Here is a 17,285-nt window from a genome sequence, read left to right as displayed (position 1 = left end):
CGATGCTCCAAGAGCGGATCGAGACGGAAGAACGGGAGGAACAGTCGACCAGTCCCCGCATACTGCTGGTGGTGGGTGGCGGAATCGCCGCCTACAAGTCCTGTGAACTCGTCCGCCTGATCGCCAAGGCCGGGGGTGAAACCACCTGCGTGCTGACCGAGGGCGGGGCGCAATTCGTCACGCCCATGGCGCTGGCGGCGCTGTCCGGCAACCAGGTCTTCACCTCGCTGTGGGACCTGAAGAACGAGGCCGAGATCGGCCATATCCAGCTTTCGCGCGAGGCCGACCTCGTGGTCGTCTGCCCGGCAACGGCAGACCTGATGGCCAAGATGAGCGCCGGCATCGCCGACGACCTTGCGACCACGCTGATCCTGGCCACGGACAAGCCGGTGCTCGCCGTGCCCGCCATGAACGTGAAGATGTGGCAGCATGAGGCGACACAGCGGAACATCGAGTGGCTGAAGGATGCCGGCGTGCGCGTGATGCAGCCGGACGAAGGCGCCATGGCCTGCGGCGAATTCGGCCCCGGCCGACTGCCCGAACCGGAAATGGTCTGGCTGGAAATCGCCGACATGCTCGGCCTCGATCCGGGGGCCATCGGCTCCGAGATCGAGGATTACCTGCGCGCCGTCGAGGCGGGCGGTGAAGAGGATGACGAAGGCGCCGATATCGGCGGCGATCATCCCGGCGGCCTGGCCGGCATGCTGGCCAGCATCATCCCGCGGTCCACCCCGCGCAAGCTGGAAGACGACGAGGTCACCTTCGAAGGCGAAGAGGGCGAGGAACTGGAAGGCGAAATGGCCTTCGACGGCAGCGAGGGCCCGGACTTGCCGGAGCCCGACTATGCCGGGTCCGAACACCTGATGGCGACCAAGGGCAAGGCCAAGGCTGCCCCGCCGACCGACCGCGAGGCGATCAACCACGAGGTCAACGCCAAGCAGGAGGCCCCGCAGCCCTTCGAGGGCGAGGAAGCCGCCGCCCCGGTCAATCCGCTGCAGGCAGGCGTCGCCGCGCAGATGGAGCCGCATCCGGACGAGTTCGATCCGCTCGAAGGCCAGCCCGCCTTCGACGACGACATCGAGCACCGCCCGCTCTACGGCAAGCACGTGCTGGTCACCGCCGGTCCGACCCACGAGCCGATCGACCCGGTGCGCTATCTCGCCAACCGTTCGAGCGGCAAGCAGGGCTATGCCATCGCTGCCGCGGCGGCCGCTGCGGGTGCCAAGGTCACGCTGGTTTCCGGCCCCGTGCACCTGCGCACGCCGCTGGGCGTGGAGCGCATCGACGTGGAAAGCGCGGAAGACATGGCCAAGGCCGTGCGCGAGGCGCTGCCGGTGGATGCCGCCATCATGGTGGCCGCCGTCGCCGACTGGCGCACCAAGGACTACGCTGACGTCAAGATCAAGAAGCGCGGCTCCGCGCCGCCGGCCCTGGTGCTGACCGAGAACCCGGACATCCTTGCCAGCGTGGCGGCCAGCGCCAAGCGGCCCGACCTGCTGATCGGCTTTGCCGCCGAGACCAACGACGTGGTCGAGAACGCGCGCAAGAAGCGCAAGTCGAAGGGCGTAGACTGGATCGTCGCCAACGACGTTTCGGGCGACGTGATGGGCGGCGACGACAACCAGGTCCACCTGATCAAGGAGGGCAAGGCCGAGCACTGGGACCCGATGACCAAGCAGGGCGTCGCCACCAAGCTGGTCGAGGAAATCGCGAAGAAGTTGAACGAAGATGGCTGACCAGATCCCCGTCCAGTTGAAGCGCCTGCCGCATGGCCACGGACTGGACCTGCCCGCCTACGCCACCGAAGGCGCTGCCGGGATGGACGTGCTCGCGGCCGAGAACGTCACGCTGCGGCCCGGCGCGCGCCATGCGGTCGCCACGGGTTTCGCCGTCGCGATTCCGCCGGGTTATGAAATCCAGGTGCGGCCGCGCTCGGGCCTCGCGCTGAAGCACGGTATCACCGTGCCCAACACGCCGGGCACCATCGATAGCGACTATCGCGGCGAGCTGAAGATCATCCTGATCAACCACTCGGACGACAACTTCCCCATCCAGCGCGGCGATCGCATCGCGCAGCTGGTGGTGTCACCAGTCACGCAGGGTGTGTGGCAGGAAGTGGCCGAGTTGGACGACACCGCGCGCGGCGCGGGCGGCTTCGGCTCCACCGGCGGGCACGAGAAGCTCTAGGTCTGAAGCCTAGTCGAACACGAACATCGTGTAGGTGGTGCGGAACAGGGCGGTCGTCGGATTGCCCTCGTAATCGGTCGCCGGGGCGAAGCGCGCCATCCCCTCGAAGGTGCGACAGATCGCTCTCACGTCCCGCTCATCCATTGGTGGCGATTGCAGCACGCAATCGCTGACGCTGCCGTCCGCACCTATGGTCATCCGCAATTGCAGGAACAGGCTGTGCCGGTTGATCAGCAGCGCCGGCGGCCAACGGATGGCTTCGACCACGTCCTGCGCGTTCTGCAATTGGGGTTGCGTGGCCAGCTCGCGATAGTCGGCGGCTCCGGTCTCCCAGCTGGCCAGCAATTCCCTTTCGCAATCCGCCAGTATGTCCAGCGCCGCCGTCATCTCGCCAAGCTGCAAGGCCATGGCATCGCGTTCGGGCGGGTCGAGATAGAGCTGCGTCGCCTCCTCATCGAAGGGGATGTCGTGCAATGATTCGGAATCACCGGACCAAAGGCGGCCGAACCGGAACACCGGCCGGTTGCCGTAGGTGCGTAAGGTAATGGAGCCATTCTGCCCAAGGCTGCCGTTGATCACCATCACCTGCTCGGCATCGGCGCTGTCGCCCCAGGCCAGCATGGCATCGCGCGCCTTGTTCTGGTTACGCGGCAGCGAATTTCCGACAAGGATCACCTGGTAGCTGCCGGTCGGCCCGTAGGAATAGAAGTACATGGTGACTTCGCGGCGCCCCTCACCGAAGCTGCGCGAGATACGGCAGTACTCGTCATCCTGGCGCAGGCTCCAGTCGCTGCTCGGCTCCAGCACGCGGGCCTGGGCCGCGGCGAGCACCGGTGTCATGGCGATGGCCAGCAAGGCCAGAGCGAGTTTGCGCAGCATGGATTTCCTCCCCTGATCCGAAGCAAGCTATTGGCTGGAAAGGCAAAAGAAAAGGGCGGACTGCCCATCGGCAATCCGCCCTGACGAAAGCTCTGTAGCAGCAGATTACCGCTCGTCGCGGCGCACCGGCTGGTCTTCCGGAGCGATCGAAATGCGCACCGTCTCGCCCGAATTGCCGGGGAAGTCGGTGAACATGGCCTCGATCAGGTTCGGCACTAGGTACTGCAGGCGGTTCGAGGTAGAGGCCGCTTCGGCCTGGCCTTCGAACAGGCGCTGGCCCGTCGCCGCGTCGTCAATCTTCAGGTCGATGCCGCTGGTATAGACGGTGTAGCTGGAGATTTCCGGCCCGCCGAAGAACGGATCGTGCCAACCGAAGCCCCAGGCACGGTCGCGAATATAGGCGACGCGGGTGCGGCCGCGACGGTCACGATAGAGCACCGGGCGCGAATAGCCGTACCACGGGCGATAGAACGGATCGCGATAGCCGTAACCGAAGCCGCTGGAGCGCACCCGCTCGCGGCCGTTGTCGATGCCGTAGTCAAAGCGCACCAGCAGGGTCGCTTCTTCGGGCGAGGCGGCCTGGACGTAGCCCAGCTCCGCCATCTCTTCCTCGACGTGGTCGGCATAGAGCGCGAATTCGAGACCGCCGGCCAGCGCCGGATCGTCGGCGACGACGAAGAAGCTCTGGCCGGCGGGCGCAGGCAGCTGGCTTTCGAAGCGCGATACGTCAGCGCGGAACGGGGTGGCGCAAGCGGCAAGACCCAGTGCGAGGGCAGGCACCATGGCCAGCTTGGCAGCGCGCTTGATGGTGGTCGAAATGAACATGGCAAGACTCTCAAATTTCGAATGGGCGCGCACGCGGTCCCTCATTCCGGCGCGCAGGAATGTCTACGATGAGCGGTGCTTTAGCAAGGGTAGAGTGAACCCCGATTGAACCGGAAACTAGAGAAAATGCATTGTTTTCAGTGACAAGAATGCTACCGCGGGGTCCTAGCTGCCGCTGGCGCGGACCAGCCCCAGCGCATCGTAGGCGGCATCGAGCGTGGGTGTGCCCAGTTCACGGGCCTGCGATGCGCCGCGCACCAGGATCGCGTCGAGCTGTTCGCGGTCGTCCTTCAGCTCCACGAAGCGGTCGCGGATCGGACCAAGGACGCTCACCAGCTGTTCGGCCAGCGCCGGCTTGAACGCGCCGAAGCCCTGTCCGCCGAATTCGGCCAGCACCGCCTCGGGCGTGGTCCCGGCCAGTGCGGCATAGATGCTGACGAGGTTCAGTGCTTCGGGGCGGCCTTCCAGTCCGTCCAGCTCGCTGGGCAGCGGTTCGGGATCGGTCTTCGCCTTCTTCACCTTCTGCGCCATGGTGTCGGCATCGTCGGTCAGGTTGATGCGGCTCATGTCGGAGACGTCCGACTTGCTCATCTTCTTGGACCCGTCGCGCAGGCTCATGATGCGCGCGGCGGCAGGCGGGATGAACGGTTCGGGCAGGGTGAAGACCGGGTCTTCTTCACTGGCGAAGTCGTTGTTGAACTTCTGCGCGATGTCGCGGGCCAGCTCCAGGTGCTGCTTCTGGTCCTCGCCCACGGGCACGTGGGTGGCCTGGTACAGCAGCACATCGGCGGCCTGCAGCACCGGATAGCCGAACAGCGCGACCGACTGGCCCTCGCGATTCTTGCCGGCCTTGTCCTTCCACTGCGTCATGCGGTTCAGCCAGCCCATGCGGGCGGTGCCCATCAGCAGCCATTGCAGTTCCGCGTGGGCGGGAACCTGCGCCTGGTTGAACAGCACGCAGCGCGCCGGATCGAGGCCGCAGGCGACCAGCGCGGCGGTCATCTCCAGCGTGTTGTCGCGCAGCTGCGCGGGATCGTGCGGCAGCGAGATGGCGTGCAGGTCGGCGAGGAAGAACAGGCACTTGCGGTCGCTGCCCATGTCGTCCTGCATCTTCACCCAATTGCGGATCGCACCCAGGTAGTTGCCAAGGTGCAGGTTTCCGGTGGGCTGGATGCCAGAGACGACGATCATGGGGTTTTGGGCTCTTTCTTCTTCATGAAAACCGCGATCCGGTCCCGGCTGACCGCGCCGATGGCGAAGGCCACGCCGAAATAGACCACGACGGAACAGGCAACGAGCGCTGCCAGCGCCAGCAGGCGTGCGAACAGGCCGGCGGCGTAGAAGTCCACTAGCAAGTCGCGCGCGTAGAACAAGGCCGCGCCCATGGCGGCGGCAGCCACCAACTGGCGGGCGAGGCGGCCGAGCAGCGGCCAGTCGAGCCGGTAATGCCCGCGCGCCCGCAATACGAGGTAGAGGATGGCGCAGTTCAGCCAGGCGCCGACCACGCTGGCCGCTGCGACGCCTTCCACCCCGAAACGCTGAAGGAAGGCAATGTTGAAGCCGATGAACACGGCCAGTGCGGCGAAGGCGGCATAGACCGGCGTGCGGGTGTCCAAACGGGCATAGAAGCTGGGCACCAGCACCTTCACCAGCACATAGGCGGGTAGGCCCATCACCAGCACGGCGAGCACGCCGCCGGTGGTCGCGGCGTCGGAGGCATCGAACCGGCCGCCCTGGAAGATCATGGTGATGAAGGGCACTGCACAGACCGCCAGCGCCACGGCGGCGGGCAGGGTGAGCAGCATGCCCAGCTCGATGGCGTTGGACTGGATGCGGCTGGCCCCGGCCCTGTCCTTCGCGCCGACGAACTTGGAGAGCGTGGGCAGGATGGCGGTGGAAAGGGCGATACCGATGATGCCGAGCGGCAGCTGGTTCAGCCGGTCGGCATAGTTCATCCAGCTCACCGCGCTGCCTTCCAGCTGGTTGAGGAAGTAGACCTGCAGCAGCGTGTTGATCTGGTAGGCACCCCCACCGATGGCCGCGGGCAAGGCGATCTTGCCCAGCCGCTTTACCTCTGGCGTAACCCTGGGGCGGGTGATCCAGCGCGGGCGGAAGCCCTCGACATGTGCCCAGTACATCAGCCAGCCCAGTTGCAGCACGCCGGCGGCGGGAATGGCCCAGGCAACCAGATAGCCCATGGCCACGATGTTGCTTTGCGCGCCATGCGACATCTCCACCCACAACAGCGTGCCGATCAGCACCAGGTTGAGGATGATCGGGAAGCTGGCGCCCGGCCCGAAGCGTGAGACCGAATTGAGCATGCCTGTCAGCAGCGTGACCAGGCTGACCAGCAGGATATAGGGGAACATGATCCGCGCGAAATCGACCGAATAGTCGAATTCGCCGGGATTGATCGGCTTGTCCGACAGCAGCCAGATCACACCGGGCATGGCGATCTCGAACACCGCCGTCAGCAGGATCAGCGCCGGTACGAAGACCGAGATCACGTCCTGCGAGAAGCTGCGCGCGGCCTCCAGGTCCTCGCCGTTTTCGCCGTGCAGGCGCTTGGAGAACATCGGCACGAAGGCGGCCGAGAAGGCCCCTTCGGCAAACAGGCGGCGGAACACGTTGGGGATGATGAACGCCTGGAACCAGGCGTCGGTCACCTCATTCGCGCCAAGCACGCGCGCGAAGATCATCTCGCGCGCCATGCCTGCAATGCGGCTCACCATGGTGAGCGAGCCGATCGTACCGACGTTCTTGAGCAGGCTCATCGTTCAACCGCCCGCCGGGTAGGTTCGGCTCAGCTTTCGCCGCCGGCCGGTGCACCACCTGCCGGAGCCGCTGCGCCGCCGGCAGCAGCCTGCTGCTGCTGCATGCGCTGGACGTACAGGCCGTTGAAGTCGATCGGGTCGAGCATCAGCGGGGCGAAGCCGGCATCGCGAATGGCATCCGACACCACGCGGCGTGCAAACGGGAACAGGATGCGCGGGGCTTCGGCATAGAGGAACATGTGCTGCTGCTGCTCGCCCATGTTGCGCATGCCCACCAGGCCGCAATAGGCGAGGTCGACGATATAGGCGGTGCCGCCTTCGGCCTTGGCCGTCACGGTGATCTTCAGTTCGACTTCGGTCACGTCGTCGCTGGCCGGGCGTGCGGCAATGTTGAACTGCACGTCCATCTTCGGCGTGTCCTGCCAGCGGAAGCTTTCCGGCGCCTTGGGGTTTTCGACCGAGAGGTCTTTCACATATTGCGAGATGATGCCGGCCACCGGGGCCGTGTCGTTGCCGTTGCCGGCAGGTGCTGCATCGAGGTTCTTCAGGACGTCGCCTTCGTCGGCCATGATTCTGTCGTCTTTCACTGATTGTGGGGCGCGGAGCTTTCCGCGCGGAAAAAGCTGGGCGCGCGCCTATCACCCCTAGGCGATGCTCGCAATGCCGCGCTTGATTCCCGCAGGCGCGCGGGCCGGGAATGCGACAAGCCGTTGCGAAAGCGCTTCAGGGTTACTTAAGGCCGCGTTGTCCAAGCCGCTTGTTCATTTGATATTGGTGCCTATCTGGTTCACTATAGGAATGGCTGGCCCGCGCCGGTTTTTGAGCGGGCAGAATGGGAATTTTTCGTGATTGTTGAAATCGTCATCCTCGCCATGATCGCCGCCTTCCTCGGCATGCGCCTCTATTCGGTGCTTGGTCGCCGGGCGGAGCATGAGGAAGAGATCATCCCGAGCAACCGGTTCGAGCCGCGCGATGCGCAGGATACGCCGCAGGCGCCTGCCGCGGTTTCGCCCGAACTGGTGCAGAACGAACGCGCCATAGCCGGCTATCCGCCCGCGATCGAGCGCGGCCTGCGGGATATCAACGCCGCCGATCGCAACTTCGAGCTGCTCGGCTTCCTCGAAGGCGCCAAGTCCGCCTACGAAGTCATCCTCGAAGCCTTCTGGACCGGCGACAAGGAAGAGTTGCGCCAGCTGTGCGACGACGACGTGTACGAAAGCTTCGCCGCCGTCATCGACGAGCGCGAGGCCGCCGGCATCACGCTGGAGAACCGTCTGATCCGGATCGAGGACACCACCGTCCACTCCGCCCATCTCGATGGCAAGGTCGCCCGCATCGCCGTGCGTTTCGTGTCCGACATTGCCAGTGTCACCCGCGACAAGGACGGCAACCTGATCGCCGGTTCGCTGGACGATGCCGTGGAGAGCCGCGACGTCTGGACCTTCAGCCGCGATACCCGCAGCGCCGATCCGAACTGGCTGCTCGACGAGACCGACGAGGGCTGATACCGGCTCGGCGCGTGACACAGGCGCGCCTCCTTCTCGCACTGACCTCGCTTGCGCTGGCTGCGGGCTGTTCGCGCGTCATTTCCGAACCCGAAGGGCCCAGCCCCGTTCCGGTCGCACCCAACGCGGCCATCCTCGGCGTCAGCGCGGGACCGGCGCTTGCCAGCCTGCCGCTGCGCCCGATCGACGCCAGCAATGCGCTCGATGCCTTTGCCGACAGCTGCCATGTCGCCCGCAGCCGGGAGGATGTTTCCGGCCTGACCCGGCCCGATGACTGGGTGGAGCCGTGCGAGGCGGCGACGCTGTGGCCGCGTAACGATGCACTATCATTCTTCCAGCGCCATTTCGTCCCCGCCGTGGTGGGCGACGGGCAGGGCTTTGCCACCGGCTATTTCGAACCGCAGATCGCCGGCAGCAGCACGCCCCGTGCCGGCTTCGAAGTGCCCGTCTATGGCGTGCCGGACGATCTGGAGCGCTGCTGGCGCGAGGATACGCCGGAGGACGAGCGTGAGGGCCGGGCCCCGCTGTCCCGCCGTACGCCGGAAGGCACCTGCGTCGATTATTACACCCGTGCCGAGATCGAGGATGGCGCGCTGGCCGGGCGCGGTCTCGAAATCGGCTGGGCGGCCGATCCGGTCGAGTTCTTCTTCCTGCAGATCCAGGGCAGCGGCCAGCTGATCAGCCCCGAGGGCGACGTGACCCGCATCGGCTATGCCGGGCAGAACGGCCATGCCTATACCGGCATCGGCGGCGTCATGCGCGAGCAGGGCCTGTTGGGCGACGGCCCGGACCAGTATCCCGCCTCCATGCAGGGCATCATGCAATATATCCGCGAGCACCCCGAGGACGGGCGCGAGCTGATGCGCCTCAACGAAAGCTGGGTGTTCTTCCGCGTGCTCGATGGCGAAGGGCCACTGGGTTCCATCGGCGTGCCGGTGACCTCGGAGAACTCGGTCGCCGTCGATCCGAACTTCGTCCCCTACGGTGCACCGGTGGTCCTCGATCTCGACCGCGACGAGGCGGACGGGCTGTGGGTGGCGCAGGATACCGGAGGGGCGATCCGGGGCCCCAACCGCTTCGACACCTTCTGGGGCGCGGGCGAACGCGCGCGCGAGATTGCCGGAGACATGACTGGTCGCGGCCCGGCGCTGGTGCTGTTGCCGGAGGCGGCTGCGCTAAGACTGGGCTTGGGGCCGGAGCTATGACCCGAGCGCCGCGTGGATTGTCGGCCGAGGAAGCCGCCCTGTGGAACAAGGTGGCGGCGACGGTGAAGCCGCTGGAGCCGAAGAAGCCCGCCAAGCCGGTCGTTGCGCCAGCGCCGCAGGCTCCAGTGCAAACTCCGCGTCGCGTTAAGGGGCGGGTGCCGCCGCCGCTCAAGCCTCCGCAGACTGCGCCCATGTCCACTCCGGCACCGTCGCCGGGCCTCGATTCGCACTGGGAGCGCCGCCTTTCACGGCAAGGCACCCATCCCGATTTCACGCTCGACCTGCACGGCCATACGCTGGAGCAGGCCTACAACCGGCTCGATGCCGGGCTGACGCAGGCCAAGGCCATGGGCGCGCGGCTGGTGCTGGTGATTACCGGCAAGCCGCGCCCGGTCGATGCCGCGGACCGGGCCGAGCGGCGCGGGGCGATTCGCGCCAAGATCCTCGACTGGCTGGCTGCCGGGCAGCATGCCTCGGACATTGCCGCCGTCAGGAACGCGCACCGTCGCCACGGCGGCGAGGGCGCGCTGTACCTGGTGCTGCGCCGCCCGAAACAGGTCGGGCGCTAAGCAGCCTTGCGCGCTGCCGAGGGCAGGGCGGGCATTTTCTCGATTGTGCACCTGCCGGCCTAAGCACGCAGCTGCGTGAACGGCGCCAACGAAAAAGGCCCCCGGCATCGCTGCCGGGGGCCCTTTCGTGCAATCGGGTGAAGCCGATTACTTGTGGTACTTGGCGCAACGCAGGTCGAAGCGATCCGCGTCCATCACCTTGGTCCAGGCGGACACGAAGGTCTCGACGAACTTTGCCTCGCCGCCGTTCTCGGCGAAGACTTCGGCGATCGCCCGCAGCTGCGAGTTGGAGCCGAAGACTAGGTCGGTCCGGGTCGCGTGCCACTTCTCGGCACCGGACTTACGGTCCTTGCCGACGAATTCCTCGTCGCCGCTGTCATCGACCACTTCCCAGACGGTGCCCATATCGAGCAGGTTCGCGAAGAAGTCGTTCGACAGCACGCCCGGACGTTCGGTGAGCACGCCGATCTTGTTGCCGTGCGCAGCGTGCTTGGTGACAGCACCCAGCGCCCGCATGCCGCCGACCAGCGCGGTCATCTCGGGGATCGAGAGGCCGAGCAGATGGGCACGGTCGATCAGCATTTCCTCGGTCTTCACCGAAGCCTTGGTCTTCAGGTAGTTGCGGAAACCGTCAGCGAACGGCTCGAGCGGTTCGAAGCTCTCGGCATCGGTGTGCTCTTCGCCGGCATCGCCGCGGCCGGTGGTGACGTTCACGCTGACATCGTGGCCGCCGTCCTTGGCCGCCTTCTCGACGGCCGCAGCGCCAGCCAGCACGATGGCATCGGCCATCGACAGGTTGCCGCGCAGTTCGTCCAGCTTGGCCAGCACCTTGCCCAGCTCGTCCGGATCGTTGACCGCCCAGTCCTTCTGCGGGGCCAGGCGCACGCGGGCACCGTTGGCGCCGCCGCGATGGTCGGAATTGCGGTAGGTCGAGGCCGAAGCCCAGGCCGCCTTGACCAGTTCGGAGACGGTCAGGCCGCTATCCAGCACGGCCGACTTGAAGGCCGCGACATCGCTGTCCGACGGGGTGGTGCCGGCGGGCACCGGATCCTGCCAGATCAGGTCTTCCGCGGGGACTTCGGGGCCCATGTAGCGGACCTTCGGGCCCATGTCGCGGTGGGTCAGCTTGAACCACGCGCGGGCGAAGGCATCGTCCAGCGCCGCCTGGTCGTTGAGGAACTTCTCGGAAATCTTGCGATATTCCGGGTCGCGCTTCAGCGCCATGTCGGCGGTGGTCATCATCGTCGGAACCTTCTTGGAAGGATCGCGCGCGTCAGGCGCCATGTCTTCCGGATCCGGGTTGATCGGCTGCCACTGGTTGGCACCGGCCGGGCTCTGCACCAGCTCGTATTCATACTTGAACAGCAGGCGGAAGTAGTCGTTGCCCCACTCGGTGGGGTTCGGAGTCCAGGCGCCTTCGATGCCCGAAGTGGTGATGTGGCCCTTGGCGATTTCGTCGGCGTCGGTCAGCCAGCCGAAGCCCATCAGCTCCAGCCGCTCGCCTTCCGGCGCGTCGCCGAAGGTGTCGGACGGGGCAGCACCGTGGGCCTTGCCGAAGGCGTGGCCGCCAGCGGTCAGGGCAACGGTTTCCTCGTCGTTCATGGCCATGCGGGCGAAGGTTTCGCGCATGTCGCGAGCCATGCCCTCGGGATCGTGCGGGTTGCCGCCCGGGCCTTCCGGGTTGACGTAGATCAGGCCCATCTGGATCGCCGCGAGCGGGTTATCCAGCGCCTTGCCTTCTTCCGGGATGATGCGGGTTTCAACGCCTTCGTTGACCCACTTGTCCTCGGTGCCCCAGTAGACCATTTCCGGCTCGAAGACGTCCTTGCGGCCGCCGCCGAAGCCGAACACCGGGCCACCCATCGATTCGATGGCGACATTGCCGGTGAGGATGAACAGGTCGGCCCAGCTGATGTTCTTGCCGTACTTCTGCTTGATCGGCCACAGCAGGCGACGGGCCTTGTCGAGGTTGCCGTTATCCGGCCACGAGTTGAGCGGGGCGAAACGCTGCTGGCCGCTGGAGGAACCGCCGCGACCGTCACCGGTGCGATAGGTGCCGGCAGCGTGCCAGGCCATGCGGATGAAGAACGGGCCGTAGTGGCCATAGTCAGCCGGCCACCAGTCCTGGCTGTCGGTCATCAGCGCGGTCAGGTCGGCCTTCAGCTGCTTGTAGTCGACGGCGTTGAACGCCTCGGCATAGTCGAAATCCGGATCGTAGGGATCGGCGCGGCGACCGTCCTCCTTGAGGATGTCGAGCTGCAGCGCGTCAGGCCACCAGTCGCGGTTGGTACGGCCGAGCAGGCTGCGGGTGCCGCCATCGCCGTGAAACGGGCAACCGCCCGAAATAGAACCAGTCTTAGCGTCCATGTTGATATTCTCCTCTCGTGAATTCGACTCGTCGGCGGAGAAGGTGCACTCGCCATTGTCATTAGTCCAATCGATTAGTTGGCAATCATTAATCGACTGCCTGATTTTTCGAACGTTTGGCCGCAATGGGTTCGCTGCATGACAAAAGGCCCGCCCCTGCCGATGCAGGAGCGGGCCCTTGTCTGCGGTGCCGGAAGCGGCCGGATCAGGCGGCTTCGACCAGTTCCTGCGTGGTGCTGGTGCGGATCAGGTAATCGAAGGCGGACAGCGCCGCCTTGGAGCCTGCGCCCATGGCCACCACGATCTGCTTGTAAGGCACCGTGGTGCAGTCGCCCGCGGCGAACACGCCGGGCAGGTTGGTCGCGCCCTTGCCGTCGATCACGATCTCGCGATGCTGGCTCAGCTCAATGCCGCTGTCTTCCAGCCACTCGGTGTTGGGCACCAGGCCGATCTGCACGAACACGCCTTCCAGCGCGACCTTGCGTTCTTCGCCGGTGACCCGGTCCTTGTAGGTGAGGCCACCCACCTTGTTGCCGTCGCCAGTGATCTCGGTGGTCTGGGCGTTCACCAGGATATCGACATTGGGCATGGAACGCAGCTTGTCCTGCAGCACCTGGTCGGCGCGCAGCTGGCTGTCGAACTCGATCAGCGTGACGTGGCCGACGATGCCGGCCAGGTCGATCGCTGCCTCCACACCCGAATTGCCGCCGCCGATCACGGCGACGCGCTTGCCCTTGAACAGCGGGCCGTCGCAGTGCGGGCAATAGGCCACGCCCTTGTTGCGATAGTCCTGCTCGCCCGGCACGCCGAGCGCGCGCCAGCGGGCGCCGGTGGAGAGGATCAGGCTGCGGGCCTTCAGCACCGCGCCGTTCTCCAGGTGCAGTTCGTGCAGGCCGCCGGCATGCGGGGCGGGCACCAGCTTCTTGGCGGTGGCGAGGTTCATCAGGTCGATGGCGTCCTGCGCCTTCACCTGCCGTTCCAGGTCCGCCGTCAGTCGGGGGCCCTCGGTATACTCGGTGCCGGGCAGGTTCTCGATGCCCAGCGTGTCGTTCAGCTGGCCGCCGAAGCGTTCGGCGGCGATCCCGGTGCGGATGCCCTTGCGCGCGGTATAGATCGATGCGGCCACGCCGCCGGGGCCGCCGCCCACCACCAGCACCTCGAACGGGTCCTTGGCGGACAGCTTCTCGGCCGCCTTGGCGTCGGCGCCGGTATCGACCTTCGCCAGCACTTCCTCCAGCGTCATCTTGCCGTTGTAGAACGGCTGGCCGTTAAGGAAGGTGGCGGGCACGGCCATTACGTCGCGCTCGGCGACTTCCGCCTGGAACGTGCCGCCTTCGATCAGCGTGGCGGTGATGCGCGGGTTGGTCAGCGCCATCAGCGTCAGTGCCTGCACCACGTCGGGGCAGTTGTGGCACGACAGCGAGAAATACATCTCGAACTCGAGGTCTTCCTCGAGGTCGGCGATCTGGTCCAGCAGCTCCTGCTCCACCTTGGGCGGGTGGCCGCCGGCCCACAGCAGGGCCAGCACGAGGCTGGTGAATTCGTGCCCCATCGGCAGGCCGGCGAAGCGCACCCACTTGGTGGCGTCCGAGCCGCGACGGATGATGAAGCTAGGCTTGCGCGCGTCGTCGCCATCGAAGCTGGCGGTCACGAAATCGTGCAGCGCGGCAATCTCTTCCAGCAGTTCGCGCGTCTGCGCGGACTTGTCGTCATCGCCCAGCGAGGCGACGAGTTCGACGGGCTCGCGCAGGTTGGCGAGATAGGTCTTCAGCTGCTGCGTCATGGTGGCGTCGAGCATGGGTGTCTCCTCGGGAAAGGCGGGAAATGCGTTGGAGGCCCGGGACGGGGGGAGGGGGGGATGTCCCGGGCCTCTTGGCGACCCGATCCGGCTTGTCTGGAGGGAAGGTGCCGGTCGGGTAGGGCATGGCACCGCTAGCGGCTGCTCATGCCGGGGGTTGTCAGCCGTCGCTTAGATCTTGCCGACGAGGTCCAGCGAGGGAGCCAGCGTGTCGCTGCCTTCTTCCCAGGCGGCCGGGCAGACCTGGCCCGGGTTCTCGCGAACGTACTGGGCGGCCTTGATCTTGCGGGTCAGTTCGTTGGCATTGCGGCCAACGCCTTCGCAGGTGATTTCCATGATCTGGATGACACCGTCCGGGTCGACCACGAAGGTGGCGCGATCGGCCAAGCCCATGTCCTCGCGCAGCACGTCGAAGTTCTTCGACAGCGTGTGCAGCTGGTCACCCAGGAACGGGAACTGCAGCTTGCCGATCTTTTCCGAGGTGTCGTGCCAGGCCTTGTGGCTGAAGTGCGTGTCGGTCGACACGGCATAGACTTCGACGCCCATCGACTGGAGCATGGCGTACTTTTCACCCATGTCTTCCAGCTCGGTCGGGCAGACGAAGGTGAAGTCTGCCGGGTAGAAGAAGAACACGGACCACTTGCCCTTCAGGTCTTCGTCGGTGACGTCGAAGAAATCCTTGCCGGCCTGGAAGGCGGTGGCCTTGAACGGCTTAATCTGGCTGCCGATGATACCCATTTGCGTAATCCCTTTGATTGGTTGGTGTTTAAAAACTCACCGCGCCAGATAGGGAATGCTGCACTGCAAAAAAGCGATTTTGGTCGATTGGACCGATTAAAATAATCGATTAACAGGGCGCAAGTTTCAAAAACATCAACACATGATGCAAATTTTGCAACTTGAACTCGGAAGTGGCGGGAAGCTGCGGTTCAGCGCCCCCATGACGCGGCGCTGAAAAATCATTGTTGCGAGGGGTTCGCAACAAGCTTTGTGCAGGCTAAGGAGGGCGTCCCCAACAGAGAGGATTCGTAAATGCGCAAGTTCGTACTCGCCGCCGCCATGGCCGGCACTGCCCTTACCCTGGCCGCCTGCTCGGAAACCGCCGAAGAGGCTGACACCCCCACCGAGGAAGCCGCTGCCGACACCGAAGCCGCCGCGGAAGAGACCGCCGGTGTGCTCGATGCCAACACCGCTACGGCCGAGGACCTGGCCGGCGTCGAAGGCGTCACCCCCGAACTGGCCGAGGCGATCGTCGCCGGGCAGCCCTATGCCGACGTGACCGGCCTCAATGCCGTGCTGCTGGCCAATGTCTCCGAAGAAGAGGCCGCCGCCGTGCTGGTCAACGTCTTCGTGCCGATCAACCTCAACGATGCCAGCGCGGAAGCCATCGGGCTGATCCCCGGCATGACCGACCGCATGGTCCACGAATTCGAGGAATATCGTCCCTACGAGGACATGGCCGAGTTCGACCGCGAAATCGGCAAGTATGTCGACGAGGAAGAAGTCGCCCGCCTGCGGACCTACGTCACCCTCTGACGCCGCTGCAGGTAAACGCGTAACAATTCGACGGCGGCCAGCACCCCGATGTGGATGTAGGCCGTCGTCGGATCGAACGCCGTCAGCACCCAGTGCACGAATGTCAGCACCGCCGCCGGGTAGACCAGCCGGTGCAGTTTCTTCCATGACCGCTTGAGCGCGCGCAGGTACTTGTCGTTGGAGGTAACCGCCAGCGGCAGGAACAGCGCCAGCGCCAGCCAGCCGGTCAGGATTTCCGGCGAACCCGCTTCGCCCAGCACTGCCTCCAGAGAGGCCTTGTTCCACACGTAGACGATCAGGTGACCGGCCGCATAGGCGAAGCTGGCGACGCCGAGGTCGCGCCGCCGCCGCATCAGCCACATGGTCCAGTCCGCCTTGCGCAGCAGCCGCAGCGGGGTGACGAACAGCGTCGCCATCAGCAGCCAGGCCGCCCAGTCGCCGCTATCGGCGATGGCATGGCCATAGCCATAGGCATCGGGCGTCAGCCACCACTGCCCCAGGATCCAGATGCCGGGCAGCGCCAGCACCAGCCACAGGAAGGGTCGCGAGGCGATCAGCCGCATTGCGCGCGGTGGAGCAGCTTCTGGTCCGCCAGCACGAGCGCCATCATCGCCTCGACTACCGGAACGCCGCGAATGCCGACGCATGGGTCGTGGCGACCCTTGGTCTGGATTTCGGTTGCTTCGCCCTCGCGAGTCACCGTCTCGACCGGCGTCAGGATCGAGCTGGTCGGCTTGAAGGCCACGCGGCAAGTGACCGGCTGGCCGGTGGAGATGCCGCCCGCAATGCCGCCCGCGTGGTTGGCCTTGAACTCGATGGAGCCGTCCGCGCCCGGACGCATCGGGTCGGCATTGCTTTCACCGGTGTTCGACACCGCGGCAAAGCCGTCGCCGATCTCCACCCCCTTGGTGGCATTGATCGTCATCATCGCCGCGGCCAGCTCGCTGTCGAGCTTGGCATAGATCGGCGCGCCCCAGCCGGCGGGCACGCCCTCGGCCCAGCAGGTGACCATGGCGCCCAGCGAGGAGCCGCCCTTGCGGGCATCGTCGACCAGCTTCTCCCAGCGCGGCACCGTTTCCGGATCCGGGCAGAAGAAGGGGTTGTTGCGGATTTCGCCCTTGTCGAAACGCGCATAGTCGAGCGCGACGTCGCCGATCTGCTCCACCCAGGCGTTGATCTCGACTTCGGGGATCACCTTGCGGGCGATCGCGCCCGCCGCCACCCGCGCTGCGGTCTCGCGCGCGCTGGAACGCCCGCCACCGCGATAGTCGCGGAAGCCGTACTTGGCGTCGTAGGTGTAGTCGGCATGACCGGGGCGATAGGCCTTGGCGACCTCCGAATAGTCCTTCGAGCGCTGATCGGTATTCTCGATCATCAGGCTGATCGGGGTGCCGGTGGTCTTACCCTCGAACACGCCGGACAGGATGCGCACCTCGTCAGGCTCGCGCCGCTGGGTGGTGTACTTCGACTGGCCGGGCTTCCTCGCATCGAGGAACGGCTGGATGTCCGCCTCGCTCAGCGCGATGCCTGGTGGGCACCCGTCGACCACCACGCCCAGCGCAGGGCCGTGGCTCTCCCCCCAGGTGGTGAAGCGGAAGACGCGTCCGAAAGTGTTCCAGCTCATGGCGCACGCCTTTGGG

The 17,285-nt window shown here is 65.7% G+C and carries 16 protein-coding genes; 6 read left to right on the top strand and 10 right to left on the bottom strand.

Annotation, left to right across the window (positions count from 1 at the left end; translation table 11 throughout):
* The first annotated feature begins 2 nt into the window (after positions 1 to 2).
* Both OZN62_RS07400 and dut read left to right on the top strand, forming a co-directional pair.
* A complete protein-coding gene (locus OZN62_RS07400) occupies positions 3 to 1,736 on the top strand; it encodes a bifunctional phosphopantothenoylcysteine decarboxylase/phosphopantothenate synthase (protein WP_269098861.1) in 1,734 nt (577 codons plus the stop codon).
* The gene (gene dut, locus OZN62_RS07395) at positions 1,729 to 2,187 is read left to right on the top strand and encodes a dUTP diphosphatase (RefSeq protein WP_269098860.1); all 459 of its coding nucleotides are present in this window, start codon (positions 1,729 to 1,731) and stop codon (positions 2,185 to 2,187) included. The genes OZN62_RS07400 and dut overlap by 8 nt, the downstream gene beginning before the upstream one ends.
* Positions 2,188 to 2,196: 9 nt before the next feature.
* Here the strand turns inward: dut and OZN62_RS07390 are convergent, their stop codons facing one another.
* The 5 genes from OZN62_RS07390 to secB form a co-directional block, all read right to left on the bottom strand.
* Positions 2,197 to 3,066, bottom strand: a complete 870-nt coding sequence (locus OZN62_RS07390) for a hypothetical protein (RefSeq protein ID WP_269098859.1) — start codon at positions 3,064 to 3,066, stop codon at positions 2,197 to 2,199.
* A 105-nt stretch (positions 3,067 to 3,171) separates the two neighbouring features.
* A complete protein-coding gene (locus OZN62_RS07385) occupies positions 3,172 to 3,891 on the bottom strand; it encodes a DUF4136 domain-containing protein (RefSeq protein ID WP_269098858.1) in 720 nt (239 codons plus the stop codon).
* 165 nt (positions 3,892 to 4,056) lie between these two features.
* Positions 4,057 to 5,082 (bottom strand): tryptophan--tRNA ligase, encoded by a 1,026-nt coding sequence (trpS, locus tag OZN62_RS07380; RefSeq protein ID WP_269098857.1) that lies wholly within the window; start codon positions 5,080 to 5,082, stop codon positions 4,057 to 4,059.
* Positions 5,079 to 6,665: a murein biosynthesis integral membrane protein MurJ gene (murJ, locus tag OZN62_RS07375; RefSeq protein ID WP_269098856.1), complete on the bottom strand. Its 1,587-nt coding sequence runs from the start codon at positions 6,663 to 6,665 to the stop codon at positions 5,079 to 5,081. The genes trpS and murJ overlap by 4 nt, the downstream gene beginning before the upstream one ends.
* Positions 6,666 to 6,694: 29 nt before the next feature.
* Positions 6,695 to 7,234, bottom strand: a complete 540-nt coding sequence (gene secB, locus OZN62_RS07370) for a protein-export chaperone SecB (RefSeq protein WP_269102127.1) — start codon at positions 7,232 to 7,234, stop codon at positions 6,695 to 6,697.
* A gap of 276 nt (positions 7,235 to 7,510) precedes the next feature.
* On the opposite strand from secB, the gene OZN62_RS07365 reads away from it, so the two are divergent.
* Genes OZN62_RS07365 through OZN62_RS07355 form a run of 3 tightly spaced genes read left to right on the top strand, consistent with a single transcriptional unit; the run spans position 7,511 to position 9,944 of the window.
* Positions 7,511 to 8,170, top strand: coding sequence for a Tim44/TimA family putative adaptor protein (locus OZN62_RS07365; protein ID WP_269098854.1), 660 nt, complete (start codon positions 7,511 to 7,513; stop codon positions 8,168 to 8,170).
* Positions 8,171 to 8,184: 14 nt separating this feature from the next.
* Complete coding sequence (mltA, locus tag OZN62_RS07360; protein WP_269098853.1) at positions 8,185 to 9,375, top strand: murein transglycosylase A; 1,191 nt, start codon at positions 8,185 to 8,187, stop codon at positions 9,373 to 9,375.
* The gene (locus OZN62_RS07355; protein ID WP_269098852.1) at positions 9,372 to 9,944 is read left to right on the top strand and encodes a Smr/MutS family protein; all 573 of its coding nucleotides are present in this window, start codon (positions 9,372 to 9,374) and stop codon (positions 9,942 to 9,944) included. Before mltA ends, OZN62_RS07355 begins: the two co-directional genes overlap by 4 nt.
* Before the next feature lie 147 nt (positions 9,945 to 10,091).
* Here OZN62_RS07355 and katG read toward each other — a convergent pair whose 3' ends face one another.
* From katG to ahpC, 3 genes are all read right to left on the bottom strand, one after another.
* Positions 10,092 to 12,311 (bottom strand): catalase/peroxidase HPI, encoded by a 2,220-nt coding sequence (gene katG / locus OZN62_RS07350; RefSeq protein ID WP_269098851.1) that lies wholly within the window; start codon positions 12,309 to 12,311, stop codon positions 10,092 to 10,094.
* A 205-nt stretch (positions 12,312 to 12,516) separates the two neighbouring features.
* The gene (ahpF, locus tag OZN62_RS07345; protein ID WP_269098850.1) at positions 12,517 to 14,109 is read right to left on the bottom strand and encodes an alkyl hydroperoxide reductase subunit F; all 1,593 of its coding nucleotides are present in this window, start codon (positions 14,107 to 14,109) and stop codon (positions 12,517 to 12,519) included.
* Between the two features lie 171 nt (positions 14,110 to 14,280).
* A complete protein-coding gene (gene ahpC / locus OZN62_RS07340; protein ID WP_269098848.1) occupies positions 14,281 to 14,847 on the bottom strand; it encodes an alkyl hydroperoxide reductase subunit C in 567 nt (188 codons plus the stop codon).
* Between the two features lie 294 nt (positions 14,848 to 15,141).
* Here ahpC and OZN62_RS07335 point away from each other — a divergent pair, with 294 nt between their 5' ends.
* Positions 15,142 to 15,645 (top strand): helix-hairpin-helix domain-containing protein, encoded by a 504-nt coding sequence (locus OZN62_RS07335; protein WP_269098846.1) that lies wholly within the window; start codon positions 15,142 to 15,144, stop codon positions 15,643 to 15,645.
* On the opposite strand, the gene OZN62_RS07330 is transcribed toward OZN62_RS07335, so the two are convergent.
* Positions 15,630 to 16,208 carry a ferric reductase-like transmembrane domain-containing protein gene (locus OZN62_RS07330; RefSeq protein ID WP_269098845.1) on the bottom strand — a complete coding sequence of 193 codons (579 nt, stop codon included), beginning with the start codon at positions 16,206 to 16,208 and terminating at the stop codon, positions 15,630 to 15,632. The two genes, OZN62_RS07335 and OZN62_RS07330, sit on opposite strands and share 16 nt — an antisense overlap.
* Positions 16,199 to 17,269, bottom strand: coding sequence for a chorismate synthase (gene aroC, locus OZN62_RS07325; protein ID WP_269098843.1), 1,071 nt, complete (start codon positions 17,267 to 17,269; stop codon positions 16,199 to 16,201). Before aroC ends, OZN62_RS07330 begins: the two co-directional genes overlap by 10 nt.
* Positions 17,270 to 17,285: the final 16 nt, after the last annotated feature.

The organism is Aurantiacibacter sp. MUD11 (assembly GCF_026967575.1).
GTDB lineage: Bacteria > Pseudomonadota > Alphaproteobacteria > Sphingomonadales > Sphingomonadaceae > Alteraurantiacibacter.
Note: the sequence above shows the minus strand (reverse complement) of the source record. Positions and strands in the feature narration are given on the sequence as shown.